The 15,342-nt window shown below is 70.1% G+C and carries 17 protein-coding genes; 7 read left to right on the top strand and 10 right to left on the bottom strand.

The window, feature by feature from the left end; translation table 11 throughout:
- Window positions 1-426: 426 nt before the first annotated feature.
- The 9 genes from ACZ3HQ_RS29420 to ACZ3HQ_RS29380 form a co-directional block, all read right to left on the bottom strand.
- Entirely contained in the window at window positions 427-2,838 is a 2,412-nt protein-coding gene (locus ACZ3HQ_RS29420) for a hypothetical protein (protein ID WP_467515610.1), read from the bottom strand.
- A 134-nt stretch (window positions 2,839-2,972) separates the two neighbouring features.
- Window positions 2,973-4,034 carry a conjugal transfer protein gene (locus tag ACZ3HQ_RS29415; RefSeq protein ID WP_467515607.1) on the bottom strand — a complete coding sequence of 354 codons (1,062 nt, stop codon included), beginning with the start codon at window positions 4,032-4,034 and terminating at the stop codon, window positions 2,973-2,975.
- A gap of 69 nt (window positions 4,035-4,103) precedes the next feature.
- Window positions 4,104-4,466, bottom strand: a complete 363-nt coding sequence (locus tag ACZ3HQ_RS29410; protein ID WP_467515604.1) for a hypothetical protein — start codon at window positions 4,464-4,466, stop codon at window positions 4,104-4,106.
- A 14-nt stretch (window positions 4,467-4,480) separates the two neighbouring features.
- On the bottom strand, window positions 4,481-4,864 hold the full coding sequence (locus ACZ3HQ_RS29405; protein WP_467515602.1) for an RRQRL motif-containing zinc-binding protein: 384 nt from the start codon (window positions 4,862-4,864) through the stop codon (window positions 4,481-4,483).
- Between the two features lie 78 nt (window positions 4,865-4,942).
- Entirely contained in the window at window positions 4,943-5,158 is a 216-nt protein-coding gene (locus ACZ3HQ_RS29400; RefSeq protein ID WP_467515599.1) for a hypothetical protein, read from the bottom strand.
- A gap of 2 nt (window positions 5,159-5,160) precedes the next feature.
- Window positions 5,161-5,475 (bottom strand): hypothetical protein, encoded by a 315-nt coding sequence (locus tag ACZ3HQ_RS29395; RefSeq protein ID WP_467515597.1) that lies wholly within the window; start codon window positions 5,473-5,475, stop codon window positions 5,161-5,163.
- Between the two features lie 3 nt (window positions 5,476-5,478).
- Window positions 5,479-5,829 carry a hypothetical protein gene (locus ACZ3HQ_RS29390; protein ID WP_467515595.1) on the bottom strand — a complete coding sequence of 117 codons (351 nt, stop codon included), beginning with the start codon at window positions 5,827-5,829 and terminating at the stop codon, window positions 5,479-5,481.
- 1 nt (window position 5,830) lies between these two features.
- A complete protein-coding gene (locus ACZ3HQ_RS29385) occupies window positions 5,831-6,043 on the bottom strand; it encodes a hypothetical protein (RefSeq protein WP_467515592.1) in 213 nt (70 codons plus the stop codon).
- Window positions 6,044-6,134: 91 nt separating this feature from the next.
- The gene (locus tag ACZ3HQ_RS29380) at window positions 6,135-6,590 is read right to left on the bottom strand and encodes a hypothetical protein (protein ID WP_467515590.1); all 456 of its coding nucleotides are present in this window, start codon (window positions 6,588-6,590) and stop codon (window positions 6,135-6,137) included.
- Window positions 6,591-6,849: 259 nt separating this feature from the next.
- Here ACZ3HQ_RS29380 and ACZ3HQ_RS29375 point away from each other — a divergent pair, with 259 nt between their 5' ends.
- From ACZ3HQ_RS29375 to ACZ3HQ_RS29360, 4 genes are all read left to right on the top strand, one after another.
- The gene (locus tag ACZ3HQ_RS29375) at window positions 6,850-7,575 is read left to right on the top strand and encodes a GntR family transcriptional regulator (protein WP_467515588.1); all 726 of its coding nucleotides are present in this window, start codon (window positions 6,850-6,852) and stop codon (window positions 7,573-7,575) included.
- Window positions 7,576-7,988: 413 nt separating this feature from the next.
- Window positions 7,989-11,417: a DUF927 domain-containing protein gene (locus ACZ3HQ_RS29370; RefSeq protein ID WP_467515585.1), complete on the top strand. Its 3,429-nt coding sequence runs from the start codon at window positions 7,989-7,991 to the stop codon at window positions 11,415-11,417.
- A gap of 3 nt (window positions 11,418-11,420) precedes the next feature.
- On the top strand, window positions 11,421-11,957 hold the full coding sequence (locus tag ACZ3HQ_RS29365; protein WP_467515582.1) for a hypothetical protein: 537 nt from the start codon (window positions 11,421-11,423) through the stop codon (window positions 11,955-11,957).
- Between the two features lie 283 nt (window positions 11,958-12,240).
- Window positions 12,241-12,642, top strand: a complete 402-nt coding sequence (locus tag ACZ3HQ_RS29360) for a hypothetical protein (RefSeq protein WP_467515580.1) — start codon at window positions 12,241-12,243, stop codon at window positions 12,640-12,642.
- Window positions 12,643-12,652: 10 nt separating this feature from the next.
- Here ACZ3HQ_RS29360 and ACZ3HQ_RS29355 read toward each other — a convergent pair whose 3' ends face one another.
- Window positions 12,653-12,853: a hypothetical protein gene (locus ACZ3HQ_RS29355; protein WP_467515578.1), complete on the bottom strand. Its 201-nt coding sequence runs from the start codon at window positions 12,851-12,853 to the stop codon at window positions 12,653-12,655.
- Between the two features lie 130 nt (window positions 12,854-12,983).
- On the opposite strand from ACZ3HQ_RS29355, the gene ACZ3HQ_RS29350 reads away from it, so the two are divergent.
- From ACZ3HQ_RS29350 to ACZ3HQ_RS29340, 3 genes are all read left to right on the top strand, one after another.
- Window positions 12,984-13,772: a ParA family protein gene (locus ACZ3HQ_RS29350; protein ID WP_467515577.1), complete on the top strand. Its 789-nt coding sequence runs from the start codon at window positions 12,984-12,986 to the stop codon at window positions 13,770-13,772.
- The gene (locus tag ACZ3HQ_RS29345) at window positions 13,769-14,143 is read left to right on the top strand and encodes a hypothetical protein (protein WP_467515575.1); all 375 of its coding nucleotides are present in this window, start codon (window positions 13,769-13,771) and stop codon (window positions 14,141-14,143) included. Before ACZ3HQ_RS29350 ends, ACZ3HQ_RS29345 begins: the two co-directional genes overlap by 4 nt.
- Window positions 14,144-14,278: 135 nt before the next feature.
- Window positions 14,279-14,725 (top strand): Pycsar system effector family protein, encoded by a 447-nt coding sequence (locus tag ACZ3HQ_RS29340; RefSeq protein WP_467515572.1) that lies wholly within the window; start codon window positions 14,279-14,281, stop codon window positions 14,723-14,725.
- The last annotated feature ends 617 nt before the right edge of the window (window positions 14,726-15,342 follow it).

Genomic DNA, 15,342 nt, shown 5'->3' with positions numbered 1-15,342 from the left:
GGGCCCAGCCGGGCATAAAGAATTGCGGAGCAATTCTATTTGAATCCGAATTCCTCGCGCTTCGCGCTCGGACGCCAATTGGCGCCCGAATTGGTGGCCATTTTGGGCGCCAATTAAGATTGAATCCGAATTCCTCGCGCTCCGCGCTCAGCCTTAAGCATCAGGCGTTTCCGGCGATAGTCCATATTCGCCAGACTCCCAATCTCCAGTAATGCACCAGTCCTTATGACGGGTGTATCGGGTGATAATTACCCCACATTCTTCACACTCATCTTGGTCATGCTTGCCGCAATCTTCGGGTGATTCTTTGCCGTTTACTGATGCCATTATGCCGCCCTTTCTGGGAATGCAGGGAAAGGTATCAGGAAGGCCCCAGACATGCAAATAGGCCCCCTCCGGAGAGGGGGCCTACCGTGTTTGTGCAGGTCAGATGGCGTCGCTTTCCTCGGTGGCGCCGTCCTGGGGGTCGGTCCGCTCGATTCCGCGCTGTTCGTAGAAGTAGATGAGCTGGGCCAGGGTCCATTTCTCCTTTCCGTCGACCATGACGCCGGTCGGGAATCCGGTGGTTTCGCGGCGGGCCTTGTGCTGGCGGATCAGCCCGGCCTCGATGGCGTAGCCCTGGGCCTGGAGTTCGCGGGCCAGCTCGGCCACGGTGTAGAGGACGGGGGCCTCCGGGGCACCCTCAGGGGCCCCGGCGCCGGTCTGGCCGGCCACCAGGCGGAGCCTGTCACGCGAGGCTGTCACGTCGCCTGTCACGCCCTCCGGGTCCGTGACACCGCCACCTGCGTTTTCGTCGCTCAGACCCCCCTTGAGACCCCCCTGAGCGCCCGAGGCGACAGCGTCACGTGACAGGTGCCTCAGGAGGCCGGGAAGCGCCTCAGGGGAGCGCTTGGGCGGGGTGCCGAAGAGACCGGCGCTGGGGTCGAAGTCGGCGGCCTGGCGGCGCTCCAGGGCCCACTGGTGCAGTTCGGCATCCTTGCCCCAAGGGGCCTGAATCCACAGGTGCGAATTGCCTTCCACGATCATCATGCGGCCCGCCTTGTCGACGGAATCCGGGACGGGCGTGGTGCCAATGACGTTCTTCCACTGGTTCACGCTGTAATTGCCCATGAGCTTCATGCGGAAGAGATTGCGGAGCCCCTTTCCACCCAGGGCTTGGTCGCGGAGATCCTGGAATACAGCGAGGATGTTTCCACGCACGAACCGGCCAAGGCGGGCAGCGGATGCGACCTCGCCCCAAATGGGGTCGGCTGCCCTTTCGGCGGGCCCGAATTCGTCGGCTCGGGTCTTGCGGTTGTCGTCCCACCATTCGCGGCTCACGTCCGCGAATTCATTGCTTTCCTCGATCAGGAGGAGGAGGCCGGGGAATTCGGTCTCCGGGTCGCGGTTCTTCACGTAGGAGCGGGCGTCAATCTCGTCTTTGAACCACTCGATTGCGGCGCGCATGTCCTGGGGGTTGGAGGGGTCGTTGTAGATGTGGACGCCGGGAATTCCTTCCAGCGGCTTGACGCTGCTTCGCTTCACGTCAGCGACAATGATGTGGTAGCCCTGCGCGATGAGCTGGACGGCCACGGACACGTTGAATGTGGACTTTCCGCCGCCGGTGCCCACGGACAGTGCCCAGTGCGGGGTCTCCCCGTCCAGGCGGCGGACGACGATAGCGCCGGTCTCGTCCTTTCCGAGGACGACCTCACCGACGCGGCAGGCGGAAATGGCTGCCTGAATGTCGTCCGCGAAGAAGTCCACGCGCTCCGGGCACTCCAGGACCACCTTCGGCGCGGCCGGCGGCTTGTGGGTGAAGGTGGCGGACGGCTGGTCGGTGGTGAAGGTCCAGCGGCCGACCCACTCCCCCGGCAGGCGCGAGTTCACCAGCTCGGTGACGGCCTCGCGCTCCAGGAGGGAGCCCCGGAACTCGATGGGCAGGCGGAGGGCGACGCGGGCGTCCGGGGCGGCGAGCCGCTCGGGCAGCAGGAGCCACTGTTCACGGGGGGCGTCCTGGGGGAGCTGGAGTTCCCCGCGCAGGACGACCCACAGGCGGGGGCCGAAGGTGACGTCGTCGGAGGGCTTCAAGGGCGTCATGCGGCGGGCCAGGGCCCCCAGGAGGCCCGCGCCGACCATCAGGGCCAGGGTGGCGCCCAGGCGCCAGGCGGGGACGGTGTAGGCGACCAGGGCGGCCACGGCCATCAGGCGGACCACGCCGCGCGCCGCGTAGGGCCAGCAGTGCCACGCCCGCAGCACCCGGACCACGGTGGCCACCGGGGGCGCCACGACGCCGTACGCCCTGCTCAGGGCCGCCCAGATGGCCCGCAGGACGCGCCAGACCTTCCCCGCCGCCCGGGCGCCCCACAGGGCCGTGCGGACGGTGCGGTCAAGGGTGCCGGCGCCCTTGCCGTCGTACGTCTCGATCCAGGCGGCGGCGTGCCGGGCCCACGGGCGCGGCCGGGAGCCGTGCCCCTTCTTGACCAGGCTGACCTTGGGCGGGGCGGCGGCCGCGGATCGCAGTGCGGTCTCCGGGCCCCCCTTGCCCTTGCCCTTCTTGGTCGGGGCCGTGGTCGGGGCGCCCGCGCGCAGGAACGTCGCGGTGGAGCGGGCGGGGCCGCGCAGCTCGCGGCCGCCGACGAACCGGAGGACGGTGCGGGCGGCGGCGGCGATGCTGGTGATGGTGCCGACCATGGTCTTCAGGCCGCCGACCAGGCCCCGGACGCTGGTGCGGGGAGCGCCGGTGGCCGCCTTCTTCTTCCTGGCCAGGACCAGGAGGACGGCGGCGGCGGCGGCGAGTGCCCAGCCACTGATGGCCGGGGAGGAGGTGGCGTGGGCCGCCACGGCGGACATGCTCATTGCGCTGGTTCCCCTCGTGCTGTGGGAGAGGGAGCCAGCCGCCCGGCAGGTGGTCTCTGGCAGGAGTGGCCTGCCGGGCGGTGGTCCCTGGTCGCCCTACGGGCGATCTTGTCGGACGGGTCTGACAGCGGGGGTCAGAGGTACTGGCCCTGGGTGGCGCGGTCGTCGGTGTCGGCGGCCGTGATGGCGTCGATCTCCTTGCGGACGTACTTGCCGACCGTGGCCTTCAGGGCCGGGTCGTCGGCGTCGCGCCCGTGGCGGGTGGCGATGGCGTCGACCACGTAGCGGACGTCCTGCACCCCGTCGCGCACCATGTCGCGGACGTCGGCGGCGATGGAGCGCTTCTTGGGCTCGGCACCCTGGACGACCTTGAGATCCGGGCGGACGTTTTCGGTGCTTTCTGCCTGGTCAGAGGCGGTGTCGTTCGGACGTCCGTGCGCATCCGGGCGGACAGTGGCGTCATGGTGCTGCGACGTCGTGGCGTCACCAGCGGACGCGGCCGGGAGCGCCGGGGCCGGGGTCGCGGACGTCTCCAGAGCGGGGACGGCGGCGGCCAGGCCGGGGGTGAACATCCGGGACAGGGCGACGTCGGCCCCCTGGGTCAGGCGGGTGTGCTGGACACCGAGGAGGTCAGCCCCGAGGGTGACGTCGCCGGTCCCGACGCGCCGGGCGAGTCGCCAGCTCTTGCGGACGGACGCCTTGCGCACCCTGTCGGACGGGTGAGAGGCGGCGCGGGCCTGGTGGTAGGCCAGGTCGCGGATGACCCCGGCCGCTCGGGCCTCGGCCTCGACGTCGCGGCCCTCCTGGTGGACGACGATGCGGCGGGCGAGGAAGGCCAGCCCCTCGGCGGCGGCGGTCATGGCCATGGGGGTCGCGGCGTAGACGATGGTCTGGCCGGCGCCCTCGGTCGCGGCGGTCGCGCCCATCACGGAGGCGACGCTGGGCAGGGCCCACAGGCCCATCCGGACCAGCCGGGGCGACGCCTGGTTGAGGAGGGTGACCCCCAGCAGGATGAAGGCGAGGACGGCGGTCGCGCCCTCACCGGCCGCCAGGGCGCCGATGGCGGTCCCGGAGCCGTACGCCGCGCTGATGTTGGAGTAGGTGCCGATGCCTCCGGCGACGCCGACCGCGATCATCGGGAGGACGGCGAGTCCGAGCACGACGCCCTGAGTGATGCTGATCTTCTTCTTTTCCATGGTGATGCTGCCTTCCGAGGTCTGTAGTGACGTCACGGCGTCATGAGGCCGTGACGTCACAGAGGGTGGTCACTTCTTCTTGGCCGGGCGGGGCGTCTCGCGCAGCGCCTTGATGGCGGCGGCGACGCCGATCACGCCGATGCCGATCCCGATCCCGCTGTAGGCGAGGCCCTGCCCGAGGGCCATCACGGCGGGGGCGGCCACGACCAGGAGCACGGTGGCGGGGGTGCAGAGGATCAGCAGGCCGACCGCGAAGACGAGCATGTTGCGGAGCCAGGCGGGGATCGGCTGCGAGGGCATCTGCACAACGACCGGCTGCTGAGGCGCCTGGGGGACGTAGACCGGCTGACCCTGCGCGGTGTACGCCACGGTCATTCCGGGGGGCACCACGGGCAGCGGCTGCGGGGTGTAGGGCTGGATCTCCTGGTTCATGGCTTGTCTCTCCTTCACGCCGCGAGGGCGGCCGGGTTGTCGGCGCACCCAGGGCAGCAGCCGAGGGACGTCGGGATCACGTAGTCGTAGGTGACCAGGCAGAGCGGACAGGTCCGGCGGGCGCGGAGCATCGCGGCGACCGCGCGGGCCCGGCCCGGCGTCATCGGCCGCACGGGGGCGGCGAGGTCGATGCGGTAGAGGTAGGCGACCCGGACCGGGCGGGTGCGGGTGAGCGGGTCACGGCGGCCGTGCCAGAGGATCTGGGCCACGACGTCCTGCCCGGCCGGCCGCAGGCCCTTCGCCCGGAGCTGGCGGCGGGTGGCCAAGCCCTCAGGGGCGAGACGGCGGGGGTAGGTCGGGATGCCGTACGTCTCACCGGTCGGGTCGTGGAACTTCATCTCTGGCACCTCCTTGCTGTTCTCGGATCTGTGGTGGCGTCACAGCGCTGTGACGTCATGACGCCACTGAGGGATGGATCAGGGGCTCGGGCGACGGTCGGACAGGTGGGGGAGGGCGACGGCCAGGCCGACCGCCATGACCCCCAGGGCCGCGATGGCCACGACCAGGAGGCCGGAGGCGAGCGGGAGACCGCCGCGTCCGATGACCCCGGCGAGGCCGCCGACCACCAGGAGCACCCCGAGCCGCATCGCGCGGGACAGGACGTAGAGCACGGCGAGGGTGAAGAGGCCCATGGTCACCACCACTTGCTCTCGGTCCTGCGGGCGACGGACGCGGCCGCGGACTCGGTGATGGCCTTCTGGCGGGCCTTGTGGGCGGCGCTCAGCTCGGCCGCCGCCTTCTCCTCAGCCGTGGCGAAAATCTTGTCGATCGCCCGGTCAGCGGGACCGGCACCCTTGCCCCGCATGATCCGGCGCACCCCGCGCCCGAGGTGGACGGCGACACGGGCCTGCTCACCCACGGACAGGGCGGAGACCTCCCCGGCCTTGATGCCCCGCAGCCGGGACTCGGTGGCGCGGATCAGGCGGTCGATCTGGCGGGTGTTCGCCATGGGTCAGCCCTCCATCGCCAGGGCGCGGCAGGTCTCAGCGTGGGCCTGCGACCAGTCGCGGGCCTTGCTGCGGGCGTGCCCCTGCCCGACCTGGGGGTCGTCGTCGTAGCACCACCACTCGAAGGTCTTGGCCTCGGGGCAGCCGCCGCACTCCGCGAAGGTCAGGGGGACGGACACGCCGAACTGGGAGGAGGTGATCTCCCTGATGACGACGTGGGCCCCGGCGACCGTGAGGTAGCGGGCGATCACCGGCAACGGCCGGACCTGGTTGGTGACCCGGGGGGACGACGGCACCCAGGCCGCCTTCCTCTCGTGCTCCGCGATGTACGTCTGGAGCCAGGGGGGGAGAGCCATGTCAGCCTCGCTTCGGGTAGGTGTGGCCGGCCGGGGGGTAGACCGGAACGGCACGGTCGGACAGCAGACCCTCCATGACGACCGCCTCGAAGTCCTCGTGCAGCTCGGTCGCGGGCTCGCGCTCGAAGGCGAGGTCGGCCGAGGCCAGGAGGGCCAGGGTGCGGGTGTCGTCCTCGAACGGGGTCTCGGCCTGGGGGCGGCGGGGGAGCTTCATCCCTGGCCACCCCCCCGGCCCTCACGGGAGCGCTTGTTGGCCTCGCCGACCTTCTTGCTCAGGTCTTCGCGCTCGGCGTCGGTCAGCCGCGTCATGCCGCCACCGCCTGCGTGCCGGTGCTCCGGTAGCGGCGGTCGGCCGCCGCGTTGGCCGCCTTGCAGTCGACGCACGGCGCCTCCTTGCGCCGGTGGTGGGCCCGGTAGCCACGGGGGGTCCCGCACGTGACCGGCCCGCGCTCGCGGCGACCTGAGCGGGCGGCGGCGGGGGAGACGGGCCCAACCTCGGGGTAGAGCTTGCGCAGTCCCTCACCAGAGATCCCGAGCCACTTGGCGATGACGGAGTAGGGGCGCCGGCCGACCATGAAGGAGGCCGCCCACTCGATCTCATCCCTGGTCAGCGTCCAGCCGGACCGCTCACCCCGCACCGCGCGCTCCACGGCCACGGTGTCGATGACGGAGACCGAGCCGTCCGCGGACGCGACGAACAGCGTCAGGGCGGTCGTGCCGGGGAGGCGGACGGCCGCCTTGGTGTCCTGAGTACGATCCATCACAGGATCGCTCCCTTCTGTGCACGTCAGATGGGTTTGGTCTCAGGCCCCCACCCGCGCTTGCACCGCAGGTAGGGGCCGTTTTGCGTTGAGGCAAAGCTCTGCCATTGAGCTTCGGCAGGCGCTGCCCCCGGAAAGAAGGTAGACCACTAGCGACGCTTAGCGCTAGTGGTAGCGATGGGTGTGTACATGGACTAGCCTTACGAGTGCACCGCTCCGCCGGGGGGAAGTGCAGTACGACACCGGAAGGGAGGCAGCTATGCCCAAGAACATCGGCTACGGAGAGATCGCCGCCCACTACCGCCAGCAGATCCAGGACGGAACCCTTGGACCTGGCGCGACCATGCCGTCACTGCGACAGGTATGTGAGCACTTCGACGTGGCGCAGACCACCGCAAACCGCGCGTACAAGGTGCTCAAGATGGAGGGCCTGACCCTCCCCAAGCCGGGCGTCGGAACGGTGGTGGCCGGCCCCGTCAGCAACAACATCGCAACCCGCGTCCGGCTGCACCAGGCGACCGGCAAGGCCCTCGGAGGCGGGGAGACCTCGCAGATTTTGGAGATCGGCACCACAGGGGCGGACGAACTCGTGGCTCCCCGCCTCGACGTCGCCCCTGGGACCCCGGTCCACGTACGCCGCCGCCTCGTCAGCCGGAACGGCGTTCCGGTACACCTGAGCAGCTCGTACTACCCCGCCTATGTGATCGCAGTAACTCCGGAGCTGACTCAGCCGGTGTCGACGGGTGGATCACGCGAGTTGGCCGCTGAGCGGCTGGGGGTGGCTCAGGATCAGGTGCTGGAGGAGGTCACCTCACGCCTAGCCACCGAGTCGGAGAAGGCAGCACTCGGACTGACAGCCGGTGACGTGATCGTGACTCAGGTGGTCCGAACCGTGACCTTGGCAGATGGGCGAGTCGTTGAAGTTGCGGTGAAGGTCACGGGTGGGTCGACGATCCTCCGGTGGTCTACGTCCCTGCGTGACTAACGCGCCGGGGCAGCACTCAGCCGGGCGTAAGCTACCCGGCAAACCAAAGATCAAGAGCACCAAACGGACTGTTCAACACGAAAGCCCGCCCCGGACCCTCGCTGGCGTCGAAACCAGTGGAGGGGTCGAAATCCGGAAGCGGGCTCGCGTTGGACAGGCATCTACGTGGTCCACCTGCGAGTGTAAAGCAGCAGCAGGGAGATTTCTCTACCCTCCCATCTGTTGATCACTCTGCCGGGTGGGCCGGAGAGGCCAGCGTGTCACCGCAGCACCCGCAGTCACAGGAGACTGCCGACAAGCCCCCGCAGCAGCGCGGGGCCACAGTCTCGAACCTTGAGCGCGAGGGCGCCCCGGTCGGGACTCAGCCCATCGCGGGCCTGAAAGCCGGGTGGTACTTCCGGCCGGTAGACCGGATGATCCTGCACCAGGCGGCCAAGGACGGTCCGGCTTTGGTCATCGGGATGGTGCCGGTGGTCCTGGGCCGGATCACCTACCGCATGTCGGACCGCCGCCACACGAAGATCGCGTATCAACTCCAGTCGGATGAGGGGCCGCGGATCGTGTCGGCGGAAGAGGTGCTGGACGGCACCTGGGCCGACCGGCTGGGGATGCGGCGCCCCACCACCCCGGACGAGCGGCACGCCTACGCCCGCATCTTCGGTGAGGACGTGATGGAGGCCTGGGAGGTCCCGGCCCTCCCGGTCAAGGACGTCGACGGCGGGCTGGAGCTGCCGGACGTCGACGCCCAGGAGCTGGGCTACCTGCGGACCAGCGAGCCGGACCCGGAGGCTGCCCGCGAGGGCTGGCGCCGGGTGATGTGGCTTGCCACCCGCGCCGACCGCACCACCCTGGCCCTGTCCGCGATGTTCTGCGGGCCCCTGGTCTCCAGCCTGCACGGCGTGCCCGCGCACATCCTGAACCTCACCGGAGCCGGACAGCTCGGCAAGAGCACGACGCAGCGGATCATGTGCGCGCTGATGGGTGACCCGACCGACGCGTACGAGCTGTTCGGCACCATGAACACGACCGGCCTCGCACTGCCTGAACTGCTGATCGAGGCGCGCTACCTGCCGATGTGCCGGGAGGAGACGTCGTCGTCGGCGCTCTCGCTGCCGGAGCTGGAGAAGCTGTTCAGCCGGATCGTGGCGGGTGGCAAGCGGGCCCGGCTCGGGCAGGGCGGGACCCGCAAGGCATCGGCCGGTACCTGGCACTCGGTCTTCGTCACCAGCTCCAACGAGTCCCTGCTCCGGCAGGGTCAGGTCGAGTCGCTGGCCTCCCGGCTGATCCAGATGGAGGCGCCGTTCTTCGAGTCGGCGGCCGCGAGCGCGGAAGCCTGGGACCTGGCCGCCCGCTTCCACGGCTGGCCGCTGGTCTGGGCTCGGGACAACGGCTTCTTCACCGGGGAGCGGGTGGCCGGCTGGCGGGAGCTGCACACCGAGATCGTGGCCCGGCTGGCGACCGAGGAAGCCCGCGAGCGCGGCGGCATCCCGCTGACCGTGGCCCGCGTCCTGGCCGCCTGGTGCGTGGGCGCCTACATGCTGGGTGAGGTGCTGGGGGTGCCCGAGCTGGGCACCCGCGCGGAGGAAGACGCCCTCCTGGAGCTGCCCCGCGTCCTGGGCGACGTGGTGGAGACCCACCTGACCCCCGGCCAGATGCTCTGGGAGGCCGTGGCCGGTGCCATCGCGCAGGAGCCCGCCGCCTGGGTGACGTCCACGACCCTGACCGGGGGCTGGGGACCCATGGATTTCCAGCCCCGCCGGGTCCTGGGCTACTACCACCAGGACCGCGTGCACGTGTACGTGGCGACGCTGAAAGAGACCGCGAAGGGCGCCGGGATCGACACCCCGGTGCCGGGCCTGCAAGAGCTGAAGCGGCGTGGGGTGCTGATCGTGCAGGAGTCGGCCAAGCTCGCCTGCAAGCACCCCACCAGGGAGCTGCGCGACAGGGTGCCGGGCCGGGTGTACGTCTTCGACCCGAAGGCGGCGCACGAGGCGTTCGCGGACCGGGAGACTCCTCCGGCCGTGGCGCCGGACGGACTGGTCCGGCCGGGGGAGGACTCGGCTACTGCGGCATCCGAGCTGCGGGCCATGGGCGCGACGTTCACTGCCCCGGAGCCCGCAGCTCAGATGCCGGACGATGACGCTATGGCGTCGCGGCGTCGTGACGTCACTACGGCCACGGTGCAGGCTCCGCCCCGGCCGACGCACCCGCCCCGGATCGTGTTCCCGGAGGCTGCCGAGCGGGTCACGGACAAGACCTTCGCCGCCCTCACCGGGCGGGCCAGCGGCCGGACCCTGGCCGCGACCCGGTTCGGCGTCCTGGGCGACGGGGTGCTGCACCTGCCCAACCGTGAGCCGGTGACCGTGCCCATGCCCGGCTCGGTGGACGACGTGCCCGCGCTGGCCGCCGCATACGGGATCAAGACCCTGTGGGTGCACCAGGAGGCGATGGCCGCGATGGGGCTGCCCTCCTTCGAGGAACGGCGGGAGCTGGGCACCGCGCAGGCGCGGGCGGCCAGAGGGCTCCCCGACGACCAGCCGGTGCAGGCGCCGGGGCCGATGAACCCGGTTGCCCACCCGTGGGCAACGCCGGGGGAGGGGTCGATGGTCGCGGCGGTCGCCCCGGCCGGGGTCACCGCCTGGATGACGCTCACCCTCGCGGCCGGCGCCTCCGGGGAGGACCGGCGCCTGGTGGTCTCCGTGCCCGCCTATGAGACCCGGTTCGACAAGGCCAAGCAGGTCGGCCGGGGCGGCTGGGGCGGCGCGCGGACGCCGGAGGAGCTGCTGGACGCGCTGATGGTCTACCTGCTGTCGACGCTGCACGGCACCCACGACCGGCCCAAGGTGGTGCCGTACTACATGAGCCCGAACGCCACCGGCGAGGACTTCGCGGGCGGGCGCGGGCGGACCGAGGTGCTGTGCCAGGCGGTCCGGGCCGGGGCCGTGCCCCCGGCCGCGCAGGGTCTCCGGCTGGCGCCGCTGATGGTCCCGCAGCAGTGGCACCGCGAGCCGACCGCCGCTGAGCGGGCGGCCGGGTGGCTGCACCGGTACGACAAGACCGCCGCCTGGCTCGGCGCGTACGGGCCGACCAAGCTCGGGATCGGTGAGCCGACCCACGGCGGCGAGGGCACCGAGTTCGACCGGTCCCTCGCCGGGTACTGGCGGCTGGCCGACGTCCCCGGCACCGGCCTGGATGGTCTGCCCGAGCTCCAGTTCCGGGAGGTGCCCGAGGGCGGCTACTGGCTGCCGACCCCCAGCGTCGACCTGCTGGTAGAGCTGTACCCCCAGTGGACGCCCCACGTGCTGGAGTCCTGGCACTGGGAGACCTCGAAGGCCGCCCTGTCCGGCATGTACAAGCTGGTGTCGACCAGCCGGAAGCGGATCGTGGCCGCGATCGAGGCCGGGCGGCCCGGCGCCAAGTGGGCGAAGCAGGTGAACGGCCGGATCTACCAGAGCTTCCGCGGCTACCTCGGTCGGCAGGAACACAAGGTCGACCACGCGAGCGGGGGCGACTGGGAGAAGGACGTCTTCTTCCGGCCGGACTGGGCTCACATGCTGATCGCGCAGGCGACCGCGAACCTGTACCGCAACCTGGTCCGGTTCTCCGAGGAGGACGGGCGGCAGCCGCTGAGCGTGTACGTGGACGCGGCGACCTGGGCCAGCGACTCCCCCGACCCGCTGGAGGCCAAGCCCGCATCCATGCGGATCGGGACGGACGGCGGGACTTGGAGCACCGAGGGCCAGGCCCCGATGGCTGCCCTCCTGGCCCTCCTGGACGACCCTCAGCACAAGACCGGCGCCCACGGCGCACTCGACAGCTACCTGTCCGACCGGGGGGAGTGACCCATGGCGAAGTGGTGGAAGCTCGGGTTCGGCAAGAAGGACAAGGGCGCCCCGGAGGAGGGGGCCCGGCCCGAGCCGACTCCCCAGGCGCCGGCCGAACCGGCCCCGGCGCCAGAACCGAAGAAGTCGCGGTTCGGGGGGCTCGGGCGGCTGTTCGGCCGGGGGAAGAAGAAGGAGAAGGAGGCGCCCGAGGCGCCAGCCGCACCTGCCCCGGCGCCTGCCGAAGCAGGCCCCACCGAGGTCCACCCGGCAGCACCGGCCGGGGGCGAGGGCGCGGTCACCACCGAGCCCGGCGTGCGCACCTACCCCTCGTTCGTCCACGTGAGCGCGGACGGGACATGGGTCATCTCCCGGACCCAGTGGGACGGGATCATGTCGGGCACCCTGCACGGCGCCGACGTCCGGACCTACTTCGAGGCCCTGGAGGGCGGCGCGCTGTCGGTGGTGATCCCCCTGATCGCGGAGGCGTATGGCATCCCCGGCGAACTGATCGATGTCGGCGCGTCCACCATCCGCAGCATCCACCCATCGGCGCACTAGCTGCGACAACAGGTGCGACAGCCCTTGCGGCTGCGGGTGCGTCTCCTCTTGCGAGAAGGGTTGCGGGAGCCTCCGGGCTCCCGCTTCCGTTTGCCCAGCTCAGCCCGCATGGTCGGGTCCGGGAAAGCCCCGGACAACTCCTCTACACCTGTTTGCCCGCCCTGAATGATGGGGGCGGGATGGGCAAAGGGCGGGCTCGGAGTCGGGGGAGCAGTCCTGTCTGTCGGACACGGCGCCGGGGCCGCCGCCGTGTCCGACGCGCCGGGGCCGCGTTGTGCTGGACATGAGACACAACCTGTCGTGCGGGCGCTGCAAGGCGCCGGCCCCCGCCGACCTCACGGCCCCCGAAGCCGAGGAGTGGAGCGGCCAGTGGAAGGGCGGCCGCCTGGTCCTCATCCTCTGCCGTGACTGCCAGACCCCAGAGGAGTCGACCGAGGCCGAGGTGAACTCGTCGGTGGGACTGCCGGCCGCGCTCCGCGGCGGCGGGCAGTTCGTCGCGGACCCCGTGCTCTGCATCACGGGCTCGATCAACGGGGAGATGGGGGACGTGCTGTATGGCCGGGACCACCTCCAGAAGGTCGTCACGAGCGGCCAGGCCGCGCAGCTCGCCGTGATCGAGCGCCTGCCGGCGACCACCCGGTGCACGCCGATCGTGGGCGGCGTCGTGATCCACACGAAGGGCTGACCGGTCTCGGTCAGCCCGAGCGGCGCAGGCGCCGGGCGAACCGACGTACGGTGACCTCCCGGACTACGGCCGGGGTCGCGTAGCCGGTCAGGATCAGCCCGGCGCCTACGGCGAAGGTGGGCCAGGTCCCGATGAGCTGCTGGCCCAGCAGGGTGCCGCCCACCAGCAGCAGCAGGCCCACCGTGACGGCTAACGCCTGATCCTTCACCACGACCACGAACCCCTCTCGTCACCTGATCAACACCCTAAGAGCCCATGCCGACACGGCTCATTTGTGGCGTCACGGCGTCGCGGCTCCATGACGCCGTGACCTAGGCTCTCTACGACAACAAGGAGGACCGATGGCACGACGAGTAGCGGTCGGCAACAACAAGGGCGGCGCGAAGAAGAGCACCAACGTCGTCCGCCTGGCTGAAGCCCTCGCCAAGGCCGGGAAGACCGTGGGCGTAGCCGAGATGGACCCGCAGGGCAACGCGTCCCGGCGCCTGGGATGGCAGGACAACCCGGACGCGCCGCCGCTGACCATCTCCGAGGCCATCGAGGCCAACGCGGAAGGCGTGGCCGCACAGGTCTGGCAGCCCATCGGCTGGAACACCCCCTGGGCTCACCGGATCTCCCTCCTGCCCGCCCGGTTCACCCTGGAGGACCGGACCTCGGAGGCCGGGCAGCGTGGAGCATGGCGGCGCCTGGCCAAGGCGCTCAAGGGCGCGGACGACCACCTGGACTACGTGCTGCTCGATCTCCAGCCCTCCCTGGGCCACCTGACCCAGATGGCCCTGGCAGCAGCCGACTACGCCCTGATCAGCACTGAACCCGAGTACGACTCGGTAGAAGGCGCGATCCGGTTCCGGGACTTCGTGGCTGACTCGGGTGAGGATCTGAACAACCCCAACCTGCGGACCATCGGGATCATCGTAAGCGGCTACGACATGCGGGTCGGCGGCCACGGCGAACAGCTCAAAGGTGTACGGAGGCTGTTCGGAGACTCCCTGTGGGGCACCGTGCCCCGCCGATCCGTGATCGCGGATGCCGACGAGAACGGCAAGCCACTGGAGGGCAGCGACAGCACCGAAGCCCAGACCATCTACGAGCTGCTCGCACAGCGCTTCCAGAAGGAGGTCCCCGCATGACCAGGGAACACAAGACGCCCGGCCCCACGTCCCCGCTGGCGCCCACCCTCAGGCCGAAGGTGACGCGGCTGAAGATCGGTGACGGGTCCTCGGTCGACAACGACGGACATGAGGAAGCGCCTGCGGCGCTGCCCGCTCGGAAGCCGGGCAGGTCTCGGGGTGGCCGGCGCCCGGCCCCGGCCGTAGGGACGTCCGTGGCGCACACCGTGCGGTACGAGCCCGAGGAAGCGAACGAGGTCGACCTCCTGGTCCTCAGCCTGCGCGAGGAAGCCGGGCGGACCAAGCTCGACAAGTCCGAGGTCTACCGGGAGCTGATGGCCCTGGCCCGCGAGGACAACACCGTACGGCGGAAACTGCTCCGACGCCTCTGACGACCGGCTGAAAACCCCTGCATGGCAACCCCTCCAGCAGGGGTTTTCAGCCGTTTGTGACGTCACGACTTCATGGCGTCGTGACGTCACATATTCTGGCAGGAGCCAGGCCAGCAGACACCGGAGGGACCGACCATGACCGACCGCACCGACAGCAACTTGGACAGCGCCCTCGCCTACGCGGGCAGCGACCTCGCCCGGACCGACACGAAGGCCGGCCTCCTCCTCACCCTGGACGGCCTGCTCGTCGCGGCGCTCTCCGTTCTCGGCACCAAGCTGCACGGCGCCTCCCTCGCCCTGGGGATCGGCGGCGGCGCCGCGCTGGTCATCGGCGTCGTGCTGGCACTCCTGGTCATCCGACCTCGGATCGGAGTCCGCGGCCACCAGGACAAGGCCAGCTACATCTACTACGCGACCGCCACGGACGCCGAGATCACCGACGCACTGACCGGCGACAGGCGGGCTGCCAGGCTCAAGGCCCTGTCCGTCCTGACCATCAGGAAGATGCGTCTCCTGGTCCTGGCGGGCGACACCACCCTCGTCGCCGTGATCGCAATCGCAGCCGCGAGCCTCACCCGATAAACCCCCCGAATTCCCCCCTCCTGCACCAGGAGGGGGGAATTCTTTTGCCCAGAAAGCCCACAGAGAGTGACCGGGGGGCACGGGCCTGTCGGGGGCACGACGGCCCCCGTGCCCCCCGACTTTCCCGTGCCCCCCGGAATCCGCGCCGTGCCCCCCGACCTCGGGGGGCACGGGAAAGTCGGGGGGCACGGGCCACAACCATGCTGACCTGCAAAAACACCCCCCGTGCCCCCCGTGCCCCCCGTGCCCCCCGACTTTTTGCCTCCCCCTAAGGGAGCGTGCCGTTCGTCGTACCGGCCCCCTCAGAATCTCACTCTAAGTTACTAGAAACTGTGTTCGATTAGGCGTGGAATTCGACCCATAAAGGCACCTAATAAACGCACGAAAAAGCAGTCCATTACCCTCAGAATTCCAAAAAAAGGGAATTCGAATTCTGAGGTAAAAGGAACTCCGGCCCTGTTAGAGGGCTTCGCACATTCCCCTGACGGGGAATATTCCCTTTCTCCGCTACGCTCCAAAAGGGAAATGCATTCGCTCCGCGAATTCGGCCCTAATTCTCCTTCGGAGAATTCCGGAGCCCTATTGGCGCTTCGCGCCAATTAGAGCCCGGCTGGGCC

It is taken from the genome of Streptomyces sp. NPDC018263 (genome assembly GCF_055562575.1).
This window is presented reverse-complemented; position numbering and strand designations above follow the sequence as displayed.

What these genes read in the sequence shown, in the direction of transcription:
- ACZ3HQ_RS29420 (WP_467515610.1), bottom strand. Translation starts at nt 2,838, where the DNA reads ATGAGCATGTCCGCCGTGGCGGCCCACGCCACCTCCTCCCCGGCCATC.
- ACZ3HQ_RS29415 (WP_467515607.1), bottom strand. Translation starts at nt 4,034, where the DNA reads ATGGAAAAGAAGAAGATCAGCATCACTCAGGGCGTCGTGCTCGGACTC.
- ACZ3HQ_RS29410 (WP_467515604.1), bottom strand. Translation starts at nt 4,466, where the DNA reads ATGAACCAGGAGATCCAGCCCTACACCCCGCAGCCGCTGCCCGTGGTG.
- ACZ3HQ_RS29405 (WP_467515602.1), bottom strand. Translation starts at nt 4,864, where the DNA reads ATGAAGTTCCACGACCCGACCGGTGAGACGTACGGCATCCCGACCTAC.
- ACZ3HQ_RS29400 (WP_467515599.1), bottom strand. Translation starts at nt 5,158, where the DNA reads ATGGGCCTCTTCACCCTCGCCGTGCTCTACGTCCTGTCCCGCGCGATG.
- ACZ3HQ_RS29395 (WP_467515597.1), bottom strand. Translation starts at nt 5,475, where the DNA reads ATGGCGAACACCCGCCAGATCGACCGCCTGATCCGCGCCACCGAGTCC.
- ACZ3HQ_RS29390 (WP_467515595.1), bottom strand. Translation starts at nt 5,829, where the DNA reads ATGGCTCTCCCCCCCTGGCTCCAGACGTACATCGCGGAGCACGAGAGG.
- ACZ3HQ_RS29385 (WP_467515592.1), bottom strand. Translation starts at nt 6,043, where the DNA reads ATGAAGCTCCCCCGCCGCCCCCAGGCCGAGACCCCGTTCGAGGACGAC.
- ACZ3HQ_RS29380 (WP_467515590.1), bottom strand. Translation starts at nt 6,590, where the DNA reads ATGGATCGTACTCAGGACACCAAGGCGGCCGTCCGCCTCCCCGGCACG.
- ACZ3HQ_RS29375 (WP_467515588.1), top strand. Translation starts at nt 6,850, where the DNA reads ATGCCCAAGAACATCGGCTACGGAGAGATCGCCGCCCACTACCGCCAG.
- ACZ3HQ_RS29370 (WP_467515585.1), top strand. Translation starts at nt 7,989, where the DNA reads ATGATCCTGCACCAGGCGGCCAAGGACGGTCCGGCTTTGGTCATCGGG.
- ACZ3HQ_RS29365 (WP_467515582.1), top strand. Translation starts at nt 11,421, where the DNA reads ATGGCGAAGTGGTGGAAGCTCGGGTTCGGCAAGAAGGACAAGGGCGCC.
- ACZ3HQ_RS29360 (WP_467515580.1), top strand. Translation starts at nt 12,241, where the DNA reads ATGAGACACAACCTGTCGTGCGGGCGCTGCAAGGCGCCGGCCCCCGCC.
- ACZ3HQ_RS29350 (WP_467515577.1), top strand. Translation starts at nt 12,984, where the DNA reads ATGGCACGACGAGTAGCGGTCGGCAACAACAAGGGCGGCGCGAAGAAG.
- ACZ3HQ_RS29345 (WP_467515575.1), top strand. Translation starts at nt 13,769, where the DNA reads ATGACCAGGGAACACAAGACGCCCGGCCCCACGTCCCCGCTGGCGCCC.
- ACZ3HQ_RS29340 (WP_467515572.1), top strand. Translation starts at nt 14,279, where the DNA reads ATGACCGACCGCACCGACAGCAACTTGGACAGCGCCCTCGCCTACGCG.